General features: G+C 71.6%; 12 protein-coding genes and 1 riboswitch. Of the genes, 10 read left to right on the plus strand and 2 right to left on the minus strand.

Annotated elements, in window-relative coordinates; translation table 11 throughout:
• Position 1: 1 nt before the first annotated feature.
• Together treS and A6A08_RS22305 are read right to left on the minus strand one after the other, a co-directional pair.
• A complete protein-coding gene (treS, locus tag A6A08_RS22300; protein ID WP_073704582.1) occupies positions 2-2047 on the minus strand; it encodes a maltose alpha-D-glucosyltransferase in 2046 nt (681 codons plus the stop codon).
• Between the two features lie 112 nt (positions 2048-2159).
• Positions 2160-4130 carry an alpha-1,4-glucan--maltose-1-phosphate maltosyltransferase gene (locus A6A08_RS22305; RefSeq protein ID WP_073704583.1) on the minus strand — a complete coding sequence of 657 codons (1971 nt, stop codon included), beginning with the start codon at positions 4128-4130 and terminating at the stop codon, positions 2160-2162.
• 738 nt (positions 4131-4868) lie between these two features.
• Here A6A08_RS22305 and A6A08_RS22310 point away from each other — a divergent pair.
• The 10 genes from A6A08_RS22310 (at position 4869) to A6A08_RS22355 (ending at position 19163) form a co-directional block, all read left to right on the plus strand.
• A complete protein-coding gene (locus A6A08_RS22310) occupies positions 4869-7115 on the plus strand; it encodes a transglycosylase domain-containing protein (protein WP_083609228.1) in 2247 nt (748 codons plus the stop codon).
• A gap of 96 nt (positions 7116-7211) precedes the next feature.
• Positions 7212-7319: riboswitch (TPP riboswitch) on the plus strand.
• Between the two features lie 112 nt (positions 7320-7431).
• Positions 7432-8046 (plus strand): ECF transporter S component, encoded by a 615-nt coding sequence (locus A6A08_RS22315; RefSeq protein WP_073704584.1) that lies wholly within the window; start codon positions 7432-7434, stop codon positions 8044-8046.
• 3 nt (positions 8047-8049) lie between these two features.
• On the plus strand, positions 8050-9645 hold the full coding sequence (locus A6A08_RS22320) for an ABC transporter ATP-binding protein (protein WP_073704585.1): 1596 nt from the start codon (positions 8050-8052) through the stop codon (positions 9643-9645).
• Entirely contained in the window at positions 9638-10420 is a 783-nt protein-coding gene (locus A6A08_RS22325; RefSeq protein WP_073704586.1) for an energy-coupling factor transporter transmembrane protein EcfT, read from the plus strand. The genes A6A08_RS22320 and A6A08_RS22325 overlap by 8 nt, the downstream gene beginning before the upstream one ends.
• A 51-nt stretch (positions 10421-10471) precedes the next feature.
• Positions 10472-11260, plus strand: a complete 789-nt coding sequence (locus A6A08_RS22330) for an enoyl-CoA hydratase/isomerase family protein (protein WP_073704717.1) — start codon at positions 10472-10474, stop codon at positions 11258-11260.
• A 357-nt stretch (positions 11261-11617) separates the two neighbouring features.
• Positions 11618-13936, plus strand: coding sequence for a protein kinase (locus tag A6A08_RS22335; protein ID WP_242422810.1), 2319 nt, complete (start codon positions 11618-11620; stop codon positions 13934-13936).
• Positions 13937-14355: 419 nt separating this feature from the next.
• Complete coding sequence (locus A6A08_RS22340; protein WP_073704588.1) at positions 14356-15135, plus strand: electron transfer flavoprotein subunit beta/FixA family protein; 780 nt, start codon at positions 14356-14358, stop codon at positions 15133-15135.
• Positions 15136-15168: 33 nt separating this feature from the next.
• A complete protein-coding gene (locus tag A6A08_RS22345) occupies positions 15169-16113 on the plus strand; it encodes an electron transfer flavoprotein subunit alpha/FixB family protein (protein ID WP_073704589.1) in 945 nt (314 codons plus the stop codon).
• Positions 16114-16237: 124 nt separating this feature from the next.
• Complete coding sequence (gene ligD / locus A6A08_RS22350) at positions 16238-17116, plus strand: non-homologous end-joining DNA ligase (RefSeq protein ID WP_073704590.1); 879 nt, start codon at positions 16238-16240, stop codon at positions 17114-17116.
• Positions 17117-17678: 562 nt separating this feature from the next.
• Complete coding sequence (locus A6A08_RS22355; RefSeq protein WP_073704591.1) at positions 17679-19163, plus strand: aldehyde dehydrogenase family protein; 1485 nt, start codon at positions 17679-17681, stop codon at positions 19161-19163.
• Positions 19164-19190 lie beyond the last annotated feature (27 nt).

The raw sequence follows: 19190 nt of genomic DNA on the forward strand, positions 1-19190 counted from the left end.
GTCAGAGCTGCCCGTTTCCCTTCTCGCCACCACCCCGGTCCGTGCGCTCGGCCACCGGTCCTGAGGAGCCCGCGGCGCGCGTCGGTGTCCTGGAGGAGGAGCCGGGCGCGCTGTCGCCGAACGTGGAGACGAACCCGGCCGGAATGCTGGACGTCGTGCTGACTGGGTGGTTCGGGCCGTGCGACCGGGATGGGGCCGCACGCCCCGCGGAGGTGTCGAGGGAGTGCACGCGGACCCCGGCGGCGGGCAGGCCGTAGGACGGCATGGCGTCCCGGCTCCCGCGCGCGGGAGCCGGCTCGGCGAACGCGGGCAGCTGGAACCAGTAGAAGCCGTGCCCGGGCAGGGTGAGCAGGTAGGGCAGCTCACCGACCTCCGGGAAGCGCACACCCCCCACGCACTCCACCGGGTTGACCCCGGCGTACCGGGACAGGTCCAGCTCCACGGGCTGCGGGTACCTCGACAGGTTGTTGACGCAGAGCATGCGGTCGTCGCCGTGCTCGCGGATGAACGCCAACACGCTCGGGTTGGAGGCGTTGAGCTCGGTGAACGCGCCCGTGCCGAACACCGGGTGGCGCTTGCGGATCTGGATCATGCGCCGTGTCCAGTGCAGCAGTGAGCCGGGGTTGTCGCGCTGGGACTCCACGTTGAGCGCCTGGTAGCCGTAGACCGGATCCATGATCAGCGGCAGGTACAGGCGGGCGGGGTCGCCCTTGGAGAACCCGGCGTTGCGGTCCGAGCTCCACTGCATGGGCGTGCGCACGGCGTCGCGGTCGCCGAGCCAGATGTTGTCGCCCATGCCGATCTCGTCGCCGTAGTAGAGGACGGGTGAGCCCGGCAGCGACAGCAGCAGGGCGGTGAACAGCTCGATCTGGTCGCGGTCGTTGTCCAGCAGGGGCGCGAGCCGCCTGCGGATCCCCACGTTGGCGCGCATGCGGGGTTCCTTGGCGTACTCGGAGTACATGTAGTCGCGCTCCTCGTCGGTGACCATCTCCAGGGTCAGCTCGTCGTGGTTGCGCAGGAAGATCGCCCACTGGCAGTTGCGCGGGATCGGCGGCGTCTGGGCGAGGATCTCCGAGATCGGGAAGCGCTGCTCCTGCCGTACCGCCATGAACATGCGCGGCATCAGCGGGAAGTGGAAGTTCATGTGGCACTCGTCGCCGCCGGACTCGAAGTCGCCGAAGTAGTCGACGACGTCGGACGGCCACTGGTTGGCCTCGCTCAGCAGTACGCGGTCGGGGTAGAGCCGGTCCACCTCGGCGCGCACGCGCTTGAGGAACTCGTGCGTCTCCTTGAGGTTCTCGCAGTTGGTGCCCTCGCGCTCGTACAGGTAGGGCACGGCGTCCAGGCGGAATCCGTCGATGCCCAGGTCCAGCCAGTAGCGCAGGACCTCCAGGAGCGCCTCCTGCACCGCCGGGTTCTCGAAGTTGAGGTCGGGCTGGTGGGAGAAGAACCGGTGCCAGTAGTACTGGCCCCGGACCTCGTCGTAGGTCCAGTTGGACGTCTCGGTGTCGACGAAGATGATGCGGGCCTCGTCGTAGCGGTCGTCGGTGTCCGACCACACGTAGAAGTCGCCGTAGGGGCCGTCGGGGTCCTCGCGCGAGGCCCGGAACCACGGGTGCTGGTCGCTGGTGTGGTTCATGACCAGGTCGGTGATGACGCGGATGCCGCGCCGGTGCGCCTCGTCCAGGAGCTCCACGAAGTCGGCGGTGCGGCCGAACTCGGGGAGGATCTTGAAGTAGTCCGAGATGTCGTATCCGCCGTCGCGCAGAGGGGACTCGTACATCGGCAGCAGCCATATGCAGTCGATCCCGAGCCACTGGAGGTAGTCCAGTTTCTGCACCAGTCCGGCGAGGTCGCCGGTGCCGTCGCCGTTGGAGTCGAAGAAACCCCGGGCGAGTACCTCGTAGAAGACGGCGTGCTTGTACCAGTGGGGATCACTGGTACCACCGGAGGACATGAGCGGGCCGGTGGCGGCCCCGGTGGCTGGGGCGAGCGGACCGTGTTCGGCGTGACCGTGTCCGCCGGGGCCGGGCTCGTCTTTGCTCATCTACTGCTCCCCACCAAGAATGTTCGACGTCGGATCAACAGGCGTTTCGGACATGGGAGGGGCTCCGGCGGAGGGTGAACCGCCGGAACCCCGTGCCCTGGTCCGGGGGCCGTTATCTGCCGTTGACGGTGAACACGTGCGCGGGACCGGTCGCGGGGTCGAGCCGGACGTAGTTGTCCGCGCCCCAGGTGTAGGAACGACCGGTCAGCTCGTCGGTCACCCTGAGCTCCTCCTCCCATGTGCGGCCGATGGACGGCAGATCCAGGTGCACCGTCGCCTCGCGGGCGTGGTGCGGGTCGAGGTTGACGACGGTGATCACGGCGTCGTCGGGATCGTCGGGCCCGTCGCCGGGCCGGTACTTGGAGAAGCAGAGCAACTCGGGCCGGTCCACGTGGTGGAAGCGCAGGTTGCGCAGCTCCCGCAGCGCGGGGTGCTCGCGGCGCAGCCGGTTGAGCAGCGTGATGAGACCGATGAGGGTCTCGCCGGAGGCCTCGGCGGCGGCCCAGTCGCGCGGCCGGTACTGGTACTTCTCCGAGTCGAGGTACTCCTCGCTGCCCGGCGCGGCAGGGGTGTTCTCGCACAGTTCGAAGCCGGAGTAGATGCCCCAGGTGGGGGAGAGCAGCGCCGCCAGCACCGCGCGCGCCTCGAAGGCGGGGCGGCCGCCGTGCTGGAGGTAGGCGTGCAGGATGTCCGGGGTGTTGGCGAAGAGGTTGGGGCGGAGGTAGTGGGCGCTCTCCCGGCTCAGTTCGGTGAGGTAGTCGGTCAGTTCCTCCTTGCTGTTGCGCCAGGTGAAGTAGGTGTAGGACTGGTGGAAGCCGACCTTGGCCAGGGTGCGCATCATGGCGGGGCGGGTGAAGGCCTCGGCCAGGAACAGCACGTCCGGGTGCCTGCGGGCGACGTCGGCGAGCAGCCTCTCCCAGAACGCGACCGGCTTGGTGTGGGGGTTGTCGACGCGGAAGATCCGCACGCCGTGGCCGATCCAGTGCTCGACCACCCGCAGGATCTCCGCGTACAGGCCCTCGAAGTCGTTGTCGAAGTTGAGCGGGTAGATGTCCTGGTACTTCTTGGGCGGGTTCTCGGCGTAGGCGATGGAACCGTCGGCCCGGGTGGTGAACCACTCGGGGTGCTCGGCGACCCACGGGTGGTCGGGCGAGCACTGCAGGGCCAGGTCCAGGGCGATCTCCAGGCCGTGTTCGCCGGCCTCGGCGACGAAGGCGTCGAAGTCGGCGAGGGTGCCCAGGTCGGGGTGGACGGCGTCGTGGCCCCCGTCGGCCGATCCGATGGCCCACACCGAGCCGGGCTCGCCGGGGCCTGCGCTCAGGGCGTTGTTGGCGCCCTTGCGGTGGCTGGTGCCGACCGGGTGGACGGGCGGCAGGTAGACCACGTCGAAGCCCATGTCGGCGATGGCGGGCAGGCGCTTGGCGGCGGTGGCGAAGGTGCCCGAGCGCTCCTGGCCGGGGGCGGTGCCGGTCTGGGCGCCCTCCGAGCGGGGGAAGAACTCGTACCAGGAGCCGAACAGCGCGCGCTCGCGGTGGACGACCACGCTGGTGCGCCGGGACCTGGTGACCAGTTCGCGCAGGGGGGCCTGGGCCATCTCGTCGAGGACCTGCGGGGTGAGCGCCGCCTCGAGGCGCTCCACCGGGGTCTTCGAGGCGTCGCGCAGGGTCCTGGCGGCCTTGGCGAGCGCGGGCTTGCGGGGAACGCGTCGGCCGGCGCGGGAGAGCAGCCGGGCGCCCTCCTCCAGGACGAGGTCGGTGTCCTGGTCCAGGGGGAGTTTGACCCGTGCGGTGTGGCGCCAGGTGGCGAAGGGGTCGGTCCACGACTCGACCGCGAACGACCACCGCCCCTCGGCGGGGAGGCTGATCTCGGCCTCGTACCGGTCGGTTCCGGGCGCGCGCTCGCGCATGGGGACGAGGCGTTCGCGGCGTCCCTTGGGCGAGTAGACGACGACGCCCGCGGCGAGGGAGTCGTGGCCCTCACGGATCACCGTGGCGCCCACGGTGAAGCGTTCTCCGGGAACGGCTTTCACCGGGCCCAGGTCGTTGTCTGGAGAGATGTCGAGTATGGGCAGGCGTCCGATCACTGGCTACACCGTAATTGTCATGGTTTGGACGTTGTGTAAACGTGCTGATTTTCGGCAGGCGGAAATAACCGGGGGTTAATCCAAGACGAGATGGAGTCAACGAAGTATCTGGAACGGAACCTGTCCAGATTGCGGCTTCGGCGCCCTCCGCTGTCTATCGTCTGCCCTCTTGCGGTGTTTGGCGGAGTGGCCGGGCCGAATAATTTATGTGATGCTGATCACACTTGCCTTGCGTGCTAAGAGTGAGTATTTTCCAGGTTTCACCTGGGTAAACCTCTCAAAACGGTCATAAGGTCACACCTGATTCAGGGGTCTCTGTGGTTGTTTTCCGAGGGGTTCTGGGGAAATGCCGAAAAACTCATCGGTCATGTTGGGCGCTGTGGCGCGGTGGGTAGGGATGACCGAATGCACCTTCGGGGTGTGCGGCCGTATTCCGGACATCCCGGTGTGGCCGAATTGTCTCCGAAGTAGCATTCGTCCCGGATTGTCCCTTCCGTAGTCTGTGCACCCCTCGGAAACCCCTCGTTTCTCTCGATGTCGAGCTTGTGATGCGTCTGTTTCGTGGCGGTTGATGGAATATGTTCGTTCTGAGGGGCTTTGCTCGGGATTGGGGAATCTTTTCGCTGACACGCCCGTTGTCACGGTTTGTTCTTTGCGTTACTCCTGCGAGCGTGGTCGGTGGACGGTCCTGCCCGCGTGCTCCGCGGGCCGGGCGGTACACGGCCGTAGGGGGGCGACGTGACGGAGTCGAACCAGCGTCCGCCGCGCGGACGGCGGCAGGAGGCGCAGCGGGGGAGCGGGCGGGCCGCCTCCTCGCGCGGGAGGCTCGAAAGGCTGTGGGGCGCGGTCCCGGGTGCGCAGCGGTGGGCCGCGGTCCTGCGCGGGAGACTGTCGGAACCGGTCCGGGAGGGGACGCGGCGGGAGGCGGTCCTGCGCCTGACGGGGACGAGCGCGGTTGCCGGGCTGCTGACCGCGGCACTGGTGCTGCCGTGGGTGGGAGGAGCCGGGCTGGTGGCCAAGGACACGGCGGCGGCCTTCATGGCCATGCCCGGTGACCTGGAGGTGCTGCCCCTGACCGAGCGGATCCTGCTCACCGACGCGGACGGCGACCCGATCGCGGAGGTCGCCGAGCGCGAGCGCGACGTGGTGCCCCTGGACGAGATGGGCCCCTGGGCGCCGGCGGCGCTGATGGCGATCGAGGACGAACGCTTCTACGAGCACGGCGGGCTGGACCTGCGCGGCACGTTCCGCGCCGCGGTCCGCACCGCCATGGGCAACACCCAGGGCGGCTCCACCATCACCCAGCAGTACGTGAAGAACCTGCTCGTCGAGCAGGCCGACGACAAGGAGGAGGTGGAGAGCGCCACCGCGCAGACCCTGGCGCGCAAGGTCCAGGAACTGCGCTACGCCGTCGAGATCGAGGAGCGGCTCACCAAGGACGAGATCCTGGAGGGCTACCTCAACCTCGCCTACTTCGGCCAGAACGCGTACGGCATCGAGATCGCCGCGCGGCGCTACTTCTCCGTCCCGGCCTCGGAACTGGACCCCGCGCAGGCCGCCACGCTCGTGGGGCTGGTGCGCGCACCGTCGCTCTACGACCCGCTGGCCAACCCCGAGGCCGCGCGGGATCGCCGCAACCTGGTGCTGGACCGGATGGTCGACACGGGACACCTGGAGGCGCGGGAGGCCGAGGAGTACAAGAACCGGGAACTGAACGTGGACGTGACCCCGCGCGCGGGCAGCTGCTTCCACGGCGAGCAGCCGTTCTTCTGCGACTACGTCATGCACTGGCTGCGCGACTCCGACGTGCTCGCCGACACACAGGAGGAGCGCGACCGGATCATCGAGAGGGGCGGCATCACCGTCCGCACCACGCTCGACAGCGATATGCAGGAGGCCGCGGAGCAGGCGATCGAGAAGTACGTCCCGGCGGGGGACTCCGCCAAATTCGCCGCCGAGGTGCTGGTGGAGCCCGGCACCGGACGGGTGCGGGCGATGGCCCAGAACATGCGCTACGGCTTCGACGAGGAGGACCTGGGCACCACCTCGATCAACCTGGCCGTGGACTACGAGGACGGCGGCTCCCACGGCTACCAGGCGGGGTCGACGTTCAAGCCGTTCACGCTGGCCGCCGCCCTGGACGCCGGGCTCAAGTACGGCACCAGCTTCAACGCGCCCAAGAGCACCTCGGTCAGCGGGATGAGGAACTGCGAGGGCGGCCGGATGGCCACGTGGGACGTGCGCAACGCCGGTGAGAGCGACGGGGGCCGGCACAACATGATCAGCGGGACCAAGGGATCGGTGAACACCTACTTCGCCCAGCTGCAGAAGCGCGTCGGCCTGTGCGAGACCGCGCAGATGGCCGAGCGCCTGGGCGTCCACCGAGCCGACGGCGAGGAGATGGGGGTGTGGAACTCCTTCACCCTGGGCGACCAGGAGGTCTCTCCGCTGACCATGGCCGGCGCCTACGCCACCTTCGCGGCGCGGGGCACCCGCTGCGAGCCGGCCCCGGTGGCCTCGATCCGCTTCGACGGCGAGGGCGGCCGGGAGGTCGAGGTGGCCCCCGACTGCGAGGAGGGCGCGATCGAGACCAAGGTCGCCGACGGCGTCAGCCACCTGCTCCAGCAGACCTTCAAGGGCGGCACCACCACCGGCCTGGAGATCGGGCGCCCGGCCGCGGCCAAGACCGGTACCACCGACAGCTCGGCGTACGCGTGGTTCGCGGGGTACACCCCGAACCTGGTCGGGATCGTGGCGGTCGGCGACATCCGCGGCGGTGAGCAGCACCCGCTCCAGGGTGTGAGGATCGGCGACCGCTACTACGGCATCGTCTACGGGGCCACGGTGCCCGGACCGATCTGGCAGGCCACCATGAAGGAGGCCACGTCCGAGCTCCCGAAGGAGAAGTTCGCGCCGTCGCCGAAGGCCTTCGGCGATCCGTCGCCCAAGCCGTCCGGATCCGGCGGCGACGGGGGTGACGCCTGACGCCGTTCCGAGGTGCTTGCGGGTGGATTAATCCGAAAAAGAGGAGATCGTGGGGGCGAAGCGCCCCACGATCCTCCTTTGTGTCCCATACTGGTGAAGAACCGACAGGGGAGCGCGTGAGCGCTGAGAGTGCGGCACCAGGCCGCAGACCCTTACACACCTGATCTGGGTCATGCCAGCGAAGGAAGTCGTAGGAACTCGTCACCGGTGGCGTGCTCCCGCGCACCGGAACGCTCCGGTCGCGCACGGCACACTCCGTCGGTGCCGCTCTTGGCCACATGCCCCTCGTCACCCCCGACGAAGGGACGAACAGGACATGAAGAAGGACAACGCCGAGAAGACCGGATTCCGGCAGGACGTCCTCGGCCGGCTGCGGAGCTGGCGCACCGTCGACATCGTCGTGGCCGCCGTCATCGGGGTCGCGGTCGGTGTCGTCTTCTGGCTGTGGAACATCGTGTGGACGGCCACGACCCCGTTGTTCGTGGGGTTCCCGCCCGCGCAGGCCGTCGTCTACGGCATGTGGCTGATCTCCGGCGTGCTCGGCGGCCTGATCATCCGCAAGCCCGGGGCCGCCCTGCTCACCTCGGTCGCCGCCGCCTCGGTGTCCGCGGTCCTGGGCACCCAGTGGGGGATCATGGTCATCCTCGACGGCACCCTCCAGGGCATCCTGCCCGAGCTGGTCTTCCTCGCCTTCGGCTACCGGCGGTGGGGCATGGGCGTGGCCGTGCTCGCCGCGGCGGTCGCGGGCCTCTCCCCCGCCATCCGCGACAACATCGCCTACAACGTCACCTGGCCGCTGCACTTCCAGGTCGCGTACGGCGTCATCGTGGTGATCAGCGCCGCCGTCATCGCGGGCGTGGGCGCCCGCCTCCTCACCACCGCCCTGGCCCGGTCCGGGGCGCTGGCGCCCTTCCCGTCGGCGAGGGGCTGACCCGTGGCCGAGACGAACGGCCGGTCCGCCCGCCCCGGCGCGCGCGTGGAGCTGTCGGGCTGGGGCTGGCGGCACTCCGGGCGTGGGGAGTACGCCCTGCGCGGCGTGGACCTGGTCGTCGAGCCCGGTGAGCGCGTGCTGCTGCTCGGCGCCTCCGGGGCGGGCAAGTCGACCCTGCTGCACTCGCTGGCCGGCCTGACCGGCGAGGACGGCGCGATCAGCGGCGACCAGGAGGGCACCCTGCTCGTGGACGGCAGGCCCGCCGACCGCGGGCGGGGCGCGGTCGGCCTGGTCAGCCAGGACCCCGAGACGCAGCTGGTGATGGCGCGCGCGGGCGACGACGTGGCCTTCGGTCCGGAGAACCTGGGCGTGGAGCCCGGACTGATCTGGCCGCGGGTGCACGAGGCCCTGGACGCCGTGGGCTTTCCGTACGGGCCGCGCCACTCCACCGGCGCGCTGTCGGGCGGCGAGAAGCAGCGCCTGGTGATCGCCGGGGCGCTGGCCATGCGCCCCCGCCTGCTGCTGCTCGACGAGCCCACCGCCAACCTCGACCCGGCGGGGGCCGCGCTGGTGCGCGGCGTCCTCGCGCGCCTGCTCGCCGAGACCGAGGCGACCATGGTGCTCGTCGAGCACCGCGTGGCCGAGGTGGTCGACCTGGTGGACCGGGTCGTGGTCGTGGAGCCCGGCGGCGGCGTGATCGCCGACGGGGATCCGGCCGCCGTGTTCGCCGGGCACGGCCGCTCACTGGCCGACCAGGGGGTGTGGATGCCCGGGAACGAGCCCTCCCCCGAACTGCCTCCGGCGCCCGGGGGAGGGGCCCTGCTGGAGGCCGTGGACGTGGCCGCGCGCACCCCCTTCCAGCTGGGCGTGCGCTCCGCGCCCCGGCGCGTGGTGCTCGACGGGGTGAACGCCACCGTGTCCGCAGGGACCGCGACCGCCCTGACCGGACCCAACGGCGCGGGCAAGTCCACGCTGCTGACCATGCTGGCCGGGCTGTCCAGGCCGTACCGGGGCCGGGTGCTGCCGCGCGGGCCGCTGGCCGGGGCCGACCGGCGCCCGCTCGCGCGCTGGCCCGCCCGGAGGCTGGCCCGGCACGTGGGCACGGTCTTCCAGCACGCGGAGGACCAGTTCGTCACCACGACCGTCCGCGGCGAACTGCGGTTCGCCCCGCTGCGCGCCGGGATGGGCGAGGCCGAGACCGACGCCTGGGTGGACGAGTTGATGGAGCGGCTGCGCCTGACCCGTCTGGCCGACGTGCACCCCTACACGCTCTCGGGCGGGGAGAAGCGGCGGCTGTCGGTGGCCACGGCGCTCAGCTCCGGCCCCTCGCACGCCCCCGACGTGCTCGTGCTGGACGAACCGACCTTCGGCCAGGACACCCGTACGTGGACCGAGCTGGTGGAGCTGCTGGGAGCCCTGCGGGCCGAGGGGCGGGCCGTGGTCATGGCCACCCACGACGGCCTGCTGCTGCGGCACCTGGCGGACGCGCGGGTGCGCGTGGCCGAGGGCCGCGCCGTGTACGAGGCCGCCCTCCCGGGCGGGCGCGCACCCGAGCCCGCCTCCTGGGGCGAGGCGGCGGGGAGGAGGCCCCGTGGGTGACCGACGGACTCCGGGCGGGGACACGCTGACCCTGGACACGCCGGAGGAGGGCGGGTTCCGCTACTGGCTCGTCGGGTTCAACCCCGCCGCCAAGCTGCTCGCCGCCCTGCTCCTGGGGCTCGGCCTGGTCCCGGCCGTGGACGCCGTGACCGGCGGCGTGGTGCTGGCGGGGGTCGTGCTGCTCCTGCCGTTCAGCGGGATCGACCGGCGCACCCTGCTCGTCCTGGGCGGCCCCTTCCTGCTCATGGGCCTCTCCAACGGTCTGGTCAACTACCTGTACGGCGAACACGGCGCGGAGGGGGCCCTGGGCGCGGCGGTGCGCCTGCTGGCCATCGCCCTGCCGGGCCTGATCGCGGCCGTGAGCAGCGACCCGACGGAGATGTCCGACGGGCTGGTGCAGCGGCTGCGGGTACCCGAGCGGCCCGCCATGGGCGTGCTGGCGGCGCTGCGGCTCGTCCCGCTGCTGGCCGACCAGTGGCGCACCATCACGCTGGCGCGGCGGGCCCGCGGGCTGGAGGCCGGGCGCAACCCCGTACGGGTGGTCACGCTGTTCTTCGGCCGCCTGTTCGCCCTCCTGGTGCGGTCCATCCGCACCGGGACGCTCCTGGCCACGGCGATGGACGCCCGCGCGTTCGGCACCGGGCCGCGCACCCGGGCCAGGCGGAGCCGCTGGCGCCGGGCGGACACGCTGCTGATCGCGGGCGCGGCCCTGCTCCTGGCGGCGGCGTACGCGCTGTCCGCGCGGCTGGGGACCCTGGTGCTGCTCTTCTCCTGAACCGGGTGGTAGGCAGTTCAGGACATCGACGTCGAATGGAAGGTGGGGATCGTGGGCGAGTTCGTTCGCGTGGAGACCGACCCGGACCACCCGGCGGTGGCCGTGATCAGGCTGGACCGACCGAAGGTGAACGCGCTCAACGCGGCGTTGACGGCGGAGATCGCCGATGCCGCGCGACAGGTGGCCACCGACCCGGACGTGCGCGCCGTGGTCCTCTACGGCGGTGAGCGCGTGTTCGTCGCGGGCGCCGACATCAAGGAGATGGCGGACCGCACCGCCGCAGAGATGCGCGAGTACGCGCGCAACCTGCAGAACGCGCTGACCCTGGTGGCGCGCATCCCCAAGCCGGTCGTGGCGGCCGTCACCGGATACGCGCTGGGCGGCGGCCTGGAACTGGCGCTGGCCGCCGACTTCCGGGTCGCGGGCGCGGGGGCGAGGCTGGGCGTGCCCGAGATCCAGCTCGGCGTGATCCCCGGCGCGGGCGGCACCCAGCGCCTGCCCCGCCTGGTGGGCCCGTCCCGGGCCAAGGAGATGATCTTCAGCGGCCGCCACGTGAAGGCGGACGAGGCCCGGGAGGTCGGCCTGGTGGACGAGGTCGTCCCGGACGAGGAGGTCTACGGGGCGGCCGTGGCCCGGGTCGCGGGGTACGCCGACGGTCCGGCCGTGGCGCTGGCCGCCGCCAAGGAGGCCGTGGACCGGGGCCTGGAGACCGACCTGGAGACGGGTCTGGAGATCGAGCGCCTGCACTTCGCCGGGCTGTTCGCGACCGAGGACCAGAAGAGCGGCATGCGCAGCTTCGTCGAGCAGGGGCCGGGCAAGGCCTCCTTCAGCGGGCGCTGAGCCTGGCGGGAGGGGGAGGCCGGACGCCGCGGGGCCGGGCCTCCCCCTCCCGCCGTCTCCCCGGCACCCGGCAGGGCCCCCTCCCCGCCGGGCCGGACGGCGACGGGGCGGATCCGGCCGAACGTCCGCATCCGGCCACTCCGGACACGGAGGAGGGAACCGCGCACGCGAGTTTTCCGTCATACTCGTGGTGGTCGTTCCAGGACGGACGCGCCGCCGGAGCCCCCTGGACACCCCGGCGGGCGCGGAAGCGACCGCACGGGCCCCGGACGGGCCACACAAGCCAAGGTTGACCCATCCCCCCGGCCGATAAGCTGGACGTGGCGGTATGCGGTCTTTTGAGGGGATGAGTTCTCGATGGCAATGTCGGCAGGTTTCCCCACGGGCGAGGAGCTGCCGGAGCGCATCGGCCACTACGTGATCCGCCGCCGTATCGGGCAGGGCGGCATGGGCGTGGTGTACCAGGCCGAGGACCCCCGGACCGAGCAGTTCGTCGCGGTGAAGGTCCTCAAGCCCGAGGTCGCGGGGGACCACATCGCCCGGGCACGGCTCGCACGCGAGGTCGAGACCATGCGCCGGGTGCACAGTCCCAACGTGGCCGAGGTCATCGACGCCGACACCCAGGCCGAGCTGCCGTGGGTGGTCACCGAGTACATCCCGGGCCCGACCCTGGACTCGACCGTCACCGACCACGGCCCGCTGCGCGGCCGCGCCCTCACGCGCTTCGTGACCGGCCTGGCCCGGGCGATCAAGGACATCCACGCGGTGGAGGTGATCCACCGTGACCTCAAGCCCGGCAACGTGATCATCTCCAACGGCGAGCCGATCGTCATCGACTTCGGCATCGCGCACGCCGTGGACGGCGCCAAGCTGACCCAGACGGGCACGTTCGTCGGCACGCCCAGCTACCTGTCCCCGGAGGTCATCGAGGGCACCGACCTGGGCCCGGCCACCGACATCCACGCCTGGGGCGGCACCGTCGCCTTCGCCTCCACCGGCCGCCCGCCCTACGGCGCGGGCTCCTTCGAGGTCATCTTCTTCCGCATCCTCAACGGCGAGATCGACATGGACGGGATGCACGAGGCGCTGCGTCCGCTGGTCAACCGCGCCGTCTCCCGCGACATGGCGAGCCGTCCCACGGCCGAGCGGCTGGTCGAGGAGACCAGCCGCCTCAACCTCGACCTGCCCTGGACCGAGGACGCCGGCGGCCGGCCCACCGGGCTGACCGGCACCCACACCGTGTACAACCCGTCCGTGGGCGGCCTTCCCGAGTCCGATCCCGCGGCGGGCGGCAGCGGCGGCCCGGGCGGCGCCGCGGCGGCGGGGGCCGCCGGTGCCGCTCTCGGCGCCGGCTACCTGGCCGGACGCGCGTCCGGGGGCGACGAGGGATGGGGTCCCCCGCACACGAGCAGCGGGTCCCACCAGGCCGCCGCTTCCTGGTCCCTGCCCAAGGAGCCCCCGAGCCAGGCCTCCGCCGCCCACGCGAACGGCCTGGACGGTGATCCGGAGGCCACGGACGACCTGTCGGGCGCCGCCGACGACGCCCGGCGGGGCTGGGACGCCGGCGAGGACGCGACCGACGACCTGGGGGGCGGCACCCAGCGGATCACCCCCGGCGGCTCCGACGACCTGGACGACCCGCAGGGGACCATGCGGATCAACCCCGTCGGCGCCGGGGAGGACCCCGACGACATGCAGGGCACGCGGCGCTTCCAGCCGGGTGAGCTGTCCCGCGACGAGCCGCGGGGCACCATGATGATGGACCCCGTGGACGGGAACGGCCGCTGGGACGACCACGGGCGTCGCCCCGTCGCGGAGGACGAGGGCTACCAGGCTCCGCAGACCCAGTTCTTCAACACCCCGCTGCACAAGGGCGACTTCGCCGACATCCTCACCCCCGTGGACGACAACCGCCACAGCGGCCGGACGCAGGAGTTCGACGAGGAGGACTACGAGGAGCGCGGCGGCTGGCTGAGCCGGTTCAGGCGCGGCAGCAACGACCGGATGGGCGACTACCTCCGGGGCGGCGGCGACGAGTACGACGAGTACTACGACGACGAGCACGAGGCCGAGGTGTGGCGGATGCACCCGCTGGTGCTCATCCCCGTCATGCTCTCGCTGGCCGGTGTGGCCCTGTGGTTTCCCTGGTTCGGCATCCTGCTGGGCATCGTGATCATCGCCGGGCTGAGCGCCCTGGACGTGGTCAAGGCCGAGCACGCCCGACGCCTGCAGACCCGCGGCCCGCGCAACTCCGACAGCATGGTGGTGGCGCTGAGCTTCCCGTGGGCCTTCGGGCGCATGGTGCTGCGCACGGTCGGGTTCGGCCTGATCTACCTACTGGCCGGGATCCTGGTCGGCATGGTCTACGCGCAGATCGTGGAGACGGGCAACTACGGCGCCAACTACACCGGTTCGTTCGCCGTCTTCGTGATGATCCTGCTCAGCTACATCATGCCGAGCGGGCGCGGGGCCCGGCACCAGGCGGTGTGGCTGGTCGAGCGGGTGCGGTTCCACAACCTGTACCTGTACATCGGCGTGGTCATCGGCATCCTGCTGCTGACCATGCTCATCATGTCCATCGGCCTGACAGCCGCTCCGTCCTGGTCCTGGGGGACGCTGCAGGGGCCTTCGGATTGGTTCGGATCCGACACCTCCAGCCCCTCCGAGTCCGCCTAGACGGCGCAGCGGCACCGGACCCGCCGACGCCCTCCCTCCCTCGCGGGGGGAGGGCGTCGTCCTTTTTCTGACCGTCACCGGTGGTGTGACCGGTTCCGGAGGGGCCCGTGGCGACTAGGGTGGAAACCGGGGACCGGATCCCCGTCCGGTGCCGTGCACCGCGGCGGGACGTCGGCGGTCCGGTGCCGCGGGGGGCGTTCGGGGTTGCCTCAGTCACACCGGGGGCCACGGGTTGGCCTCCAAGCTACTAGCCAGTAACATTTGGCTGTATGAGCACACTGCGGGACCTGTCTGGACGTGAAGGCGGCCCCGCCGTCGGATGACCGAACGGCATTCGGCATTGTTGGCAGTACGGGGCGCGCCAGCGTCCGACCGCCGCACGGCGGATCCATGGAGTGCAGGGAGGTCGGCCACCGGCCATGAATATTGTCGTTTTGGTCAAGCAGGTCCCGGACACGGCGACCGAACGGAAGCTCAACGCCGATGACAAGACGCTCGACCGCGCAGCGTCCGACGGCGTCATCAACGAGCTCGACGAGTACGCGATCGAGGAGGCCCTCCTCCTCAAGGAGAAGCACGGCGGCGAGGTCACCATCCTGACGATGGGACCGGAGAAGGCCACGGAGTCCATCCGCAAGGCCCTGTCGATGGGCGCGGACAAGGCCGTCTTCGTCAACGACGACGCGCTCCACGGCTCGGACGCGCTCCAGACCGCCTACGCGCTCGCGCAGGCCCTGGGCACCATCGAGTACGACGTGGTCGTCCTGGGCTCGGAGTCCACCGACGCCCGTACCGGCGTCGTCGGCGCCGCGCTCGCCGAGTACCTCGGCCTGCCGCAGCTCACGTTCGCGCGCAAGGTCGACATCGACGGCAGCACGATCAGGATCCAGCGCCAGACCGACTACGGCTACGACGTCGTCGAGGCCCAGCTCCCGGCGGTGGTCTCCGTGGTCGAGAAGATCAACGAGCCCCGCTACCCGTCCTTCAAGCTCATCATGCAGGCGAAGAAGAAGCCGGTCGACAAGAAGTCCGCCGCCGACGCGGGCATCGACACCGGCCGGGTCGGCCTGGCCAACGCCGCCACCGAGACCGTCGACTTCGCCGCCGCGCCGCCGCGCGCCGCGGGCACGGTCGTCAAGGACGAGGGTGACGGCGGCGCCAAGATCGCCGACTTCCTCGTCGAGAAGAAGTTCGTGTAGGTCCGGCGAGAGACTCAGGAAGGTTCAAGGATTATGGCTGAGGTCCTCGTCCTCGTCGACCACGTCGACGGACAGGTCAAGAAGGTCACCACCGAGCTGCTCACCGCCGCCCGCCGTATCGGCGAGCCCGCGGCCGTGTGGATCGGCGACGGTGCGGAGTCGGGCAAGGGCGCGCTGGCCGAGTACGGCGCGGAGAAGGTCTACGTGGCCCCGGCCGAGCTGGGCGACTACGTCGTCGCCCCCAAGGCCGAGCTGCTCGCCAAGCTCGCCCAGGACAAGGGCGCCGCCGCGATCCTGGTCTCGGCCACCGCCGAGAACAAGGAGATCGCCGGCCGCACCGCCGTCAAGCTGGGCTCCGGTGTGCTCACCGACGTCGTGGACGTCAACGCCGAGGTCGTCGCCGAGCACAGCGTCTTCGGCGGTGCCACCATCACCCACGCCCGCGTGCGCACCGGCGTGCCGGTCGTCGCCGTCCGTCCGAACTCCGTCCCGGCCGAGGCCGCATCCGGCGCCGCCGCCGAGGAGGCCGTGTCGGTCGAGGTCTCCGAGGCCGCCAAGACCGCCAAGGTCGTCGAGCGCGTCGCCGAGGAGCAGGGCGAGCGCCCCGAGCTCACCGAGGCCGCGATCGTGGTCTCCGGTGGCCGCGGCGTCGGCTCCGACGACTTCTCCGTCGTCGAGAACCTGGCCGACTCCCTCGGTGCGGCCGTGGGCGCCTCCCGCGCCGCCGTCGACTCCGGCTGGTACCCGAACCAGTTCCAGGTCGGCCAGACCGGTAAGACGGTCAGCCCGAACCTGTACGTGGCCCTCGGTATCTCCGGCGCGATCCAGCACCGCGCGGGCATGCAGACCGCGAAGAACATCGTCGCGGTCAACAAGGACCCCGAGGCCCCGATCTTCGAGCTGGCCGACTTCGGCGTCGTGGGCGACCTGCACACGGTCGCTCCGCAGCTCACCGAGGAGATCAAGAAGCGCAAGTAGTACCGCGCGCCCGACCCCGAACGCCCGGCCAGGTCCTCCTGGCCGGGCGTTCGCGCTCGCGGGGACCGTTTCCGCCGGTACGGACCGGGTAGGCGGGCCGCACGGCGGAGACCGGGGAGGGGCGATGGCGACGGGCACGGCGAAGGTGCGTGCCGGGCGGCGCGTGGTGCGGGTGCGCAGGCCCGACAAGCCGCTGTTCGGTGAGGGCGGCGCGACCAAGGAGGACCTGGCGGAGTACCACGCCAGGATCGCGCCCCTGATGCTGCCGCACCTGCGCGGCCGGCCCGTGGCCCTGGAGCGGTTCCCGGACGGGATCGGGGCGCAGGGCTTCTTCGTCAAGCACCCGTCGGTCCCGGACTGGGTGCGCACCGTGGAGACCAGCGGCGGGCGGATGATGGTGTGCCAGGACGCGGCGGCGCTGGTGTGGTGCGCCGACCAGGCGGCGATCACCGTGCACGCCTGGCAGTCCAGGGAGCCGGACCTGGGTCGCCCCGACCGGATGGTGATCGACCTGGATCCCGCCGGGGACGGCCCGAAGGCCTTCGCCGCGTGCAGGGCCGCGGCCCGGGACACACGGGAGGTACTCGACGACCTGGGCCTGGCCGCGTACGTGATGACCAGCGGGTCCAGGGGACTGCACGTGCGCTCGCCGCTGCGCCCGGAGGTGGGCGACCAGGAGGTCCGCCGCCTGGCGGAGGCGGTCGCGGACCGGGTGGCGGCCCGGCGTCCGGAGGAGCTGACCACCGAGGTGCGCAAGGCGTCGCGGGGGAGGCGGTTGTTCGTGGACTACCTGCGCAACGGCCGCGAGCAGCTCGCGGTCGCTCCGTACTCGGTGCGGGCCAGGCCGGGGGCGCCGGTCGCGGCGCCGATCACCTGGGAGGAGCTGGACGGGCTGGAGTCGGCCGGGGCGTTCACGATCGACCTGGAACGGGACGAGTGCCCGTTCGCGGGGATGGGACGGCACGCCCGGTCCCCGCGCAGGGCCCTGGAACGGCTGGGCTGAGGCGGGTGCCCGGAGCCCCTCGTGCGCAACGGCACGGTTCCCGGGCCCGCCGCCGGCGGGGCCGTCGCGGGCGGCGACGAGGGCCCCGCGCCGCTCCTCCGGTTCGGCGGGCCGCGTTACCGTGGACCCTTCTGGCGGGTTCGGAGGGAGGCGGCGGGCATGGGGCTGAGGGAACGCCTGGGGGAGTGGTTCGGCGGGCGGAGGGAATCCGTCCCCAGGACACCGGAGCGGCTCCGGGCGGAGGAGGAGCAGCGGACGCTGGACGCGATGCACCGGCAGATCGACGACGTCCGTGCCCGGTTCCTGCGGATGCGGACGCGCTGCCTTTCGGAGGCGGCGGGCGCGGTGTCCGGCGAGCCGCCGCGCTTTGCGACCGTGGAGGAGGCCCGGGCCCATATGCGGTGGCTCCGCGCGGTGCTCGCCGGGGGCCCAAGGGCTGAGGCCGTACCCGCGCGGCCCCGGAAGTGGCTGAACAGTTGGCCAAGAAGCGGCAAGTCCCGTTGTCCGAGTGCGGGCTCCGGGTCACCGTGGCAGGCAGCGACGCCTACGCGGGGGAGAGCCGATGCACGCCGACCAGCGGCCGAGCGCCTACACGGGCCTGGACCGGATGCCCATCGGGGACCAGTGGCGCCACGGGTCCTCCGGGACCGTCTTCCAGGACGTCGACCCCTACGACGACACGGTCCTCACCGAGATCCGCCTGGCCGACGAGAGCGACGTGGACCTCGCCTACCGGGAGGCGGCGAGGGCGTGGCCGGGGTGGGCCGACACGCCGGCCACCGACCGCGCCGAGCTGTTCCTGCGGGCCGTCCGCGTCCTCGACGCGCGCCGGACCGAGATCGTCGACTGGCTCGTGCACGAGGCCGGAGCCGTCCGCGAACGGGCCGAGTTCGAGTGGCAGCTGGTGCGCAGCGGCATGGTCGAGGTCGTCTCCTACCCCACGCGGGTCGCCGGCCGCATCCTGCCCGGCATCACCCCGGGCAAGGAGAACCGCGTCTACCGCGAGCCGCTCGGCGTCGTCACGGTGATCAGCCCGTGGAACTTCCCCCTCCAGCTCTCCCACCGCTCCATCGCGCCCGCCATCGCCCTCGGCAACACCGTCGTCCTCAAACCCGCCGAGAACACCCCCGTCACGGGCGGGCTCCTGCTCGCCCGGATCTACGAGGAGGCCGGGCTTCCCCCCGGCGTGCTCAACGTGGTCATCGGCAAGGGCGGCGAGATCGGGGACGCGCTCGCCACCCACGAGACCTCCCGGATGATCTCGTTCACCGGGTCCACCGAGGTCGGCCGTCACATCTCCAGGCAGGCGCCGCTCAAGCGGCACTCACTCGAACTCGGCGGCAACGGCCCCCTGGTGGTGCTGGAGGACGCCGACCTGGACCTGGCCGCGGACGCCGCCGTGTTCGGCTCCTACTACCACCAGGGCCAGATCTGCATGGCCACCAACCGGGTCGTGGCCACCGCCGCCGTCCACGACGACCTGGTCGAGCGGATGCTCGTGCGCGCCAGGGGACTGCGGGTGGGCGACCCCGCCGATCCGGCCACCCGGATCGGTCCGATCATCGACGACGACCAGCGCGACGGCATCCGGGACCTGGTCGCCCGCTCCGTCGAGCAGGGCGCGCGGCTCCTGCTGTCCGGGGACCCGTCCGGACCGGCGGGCAGGTGCCTGCCGCCCCACCTGCTGCTCGCCTCCAACGACATGCCCAGCGCGTCGGAGGAGGTGTTCGGCCCGGTGGCCACGGTGGTCCGTGCCGAGGACGAGGAGGACGCGCTGCGCATCGCCAACGACACCGAGTACGGCCTGTCCAGCGCGGTGTACACGCGCGACGCCGAGCGGGGGGTGCGGTTCGCCCGCCGCGTCCGGGCGGGCATGACCCACGTCAACGACTCCACGCTCAACGACGAGGCCAACACCGCGTTCGGCGGCGAGAACCACTCCGGACTCGGCCGGTTCGGCGGTGAGTGGGCGATCGAGGAGTTCACCGCCGAGCACTGGGTCAGCCTCCAGCACACGCACCGCAGCCTGCCCTTCGGGCTCGGGTGATCCGGAGGGGCCCGAGCCGGTGCCCGG

The sequence above is a fragment of the Nocardiopsis sp. TSRI0078 genome (genome assembly GCF_001905145.1).
Taxonomy (GTDB): Bacteria; Actinomycetota; Actinomycetes; order Streptosporangiales; family Streptosporangiaceae; genus Nocardiopsis.

Excerpts from the sequence above, each read along its gene's own strand:
- treS (WP_073704582.1), bottom strand. The coding sequence starts at position 2,047 with ATGAGCAAAGACGAGCCCGGCCCCGGCGGACACGGTCACGCCGAACAC.
- A6A08_RS22315 (WP_073704584.1), top strand. The coding sequence starts at position 7,432 with ATGAAGAAGGACAACGCCGAGAAGACCGGATTCCGGCAGGACGTCCTC.
- A6A08_RS22335 (WP_242422810.1), top strand. The coding sequence starts at position 11,618 with ATGGCAATGTCGGCAGGTTTCCCCACGGGCGAGGAGCTGCCGGAGCGC.
- A6A08_RS22340 (WP_073704588.1), top strand. The coding sequence starts at position 14,356 with ATGAATATTGTCGTTTTGGTCAAGCAGGTCCCGGACACGGCGACCGAA.
- A6A08_RS22345 (WP_073704589.1), top strand. The coding sequence starts at position 15,169 with ATGGCTGAGGTCCTCGTCCTCGTCGACCACGTCGACGGACAGGTCAAG.
- ligD (WP_073704590.1), top strand. The coding sequence starts at position 16,238 with ATGGCGACGGGCACGGCGAAGGTGCGTGCCGGGCGGCGCGTGGTGCGG.
- A6A08_RS22355 (WP_073704591.1), top strand. The coding sequence starts at position 17,679 with ATGCACGCCGACCAGCGGCCGAGCGCCTACACGGGCCTGGACCGGATG.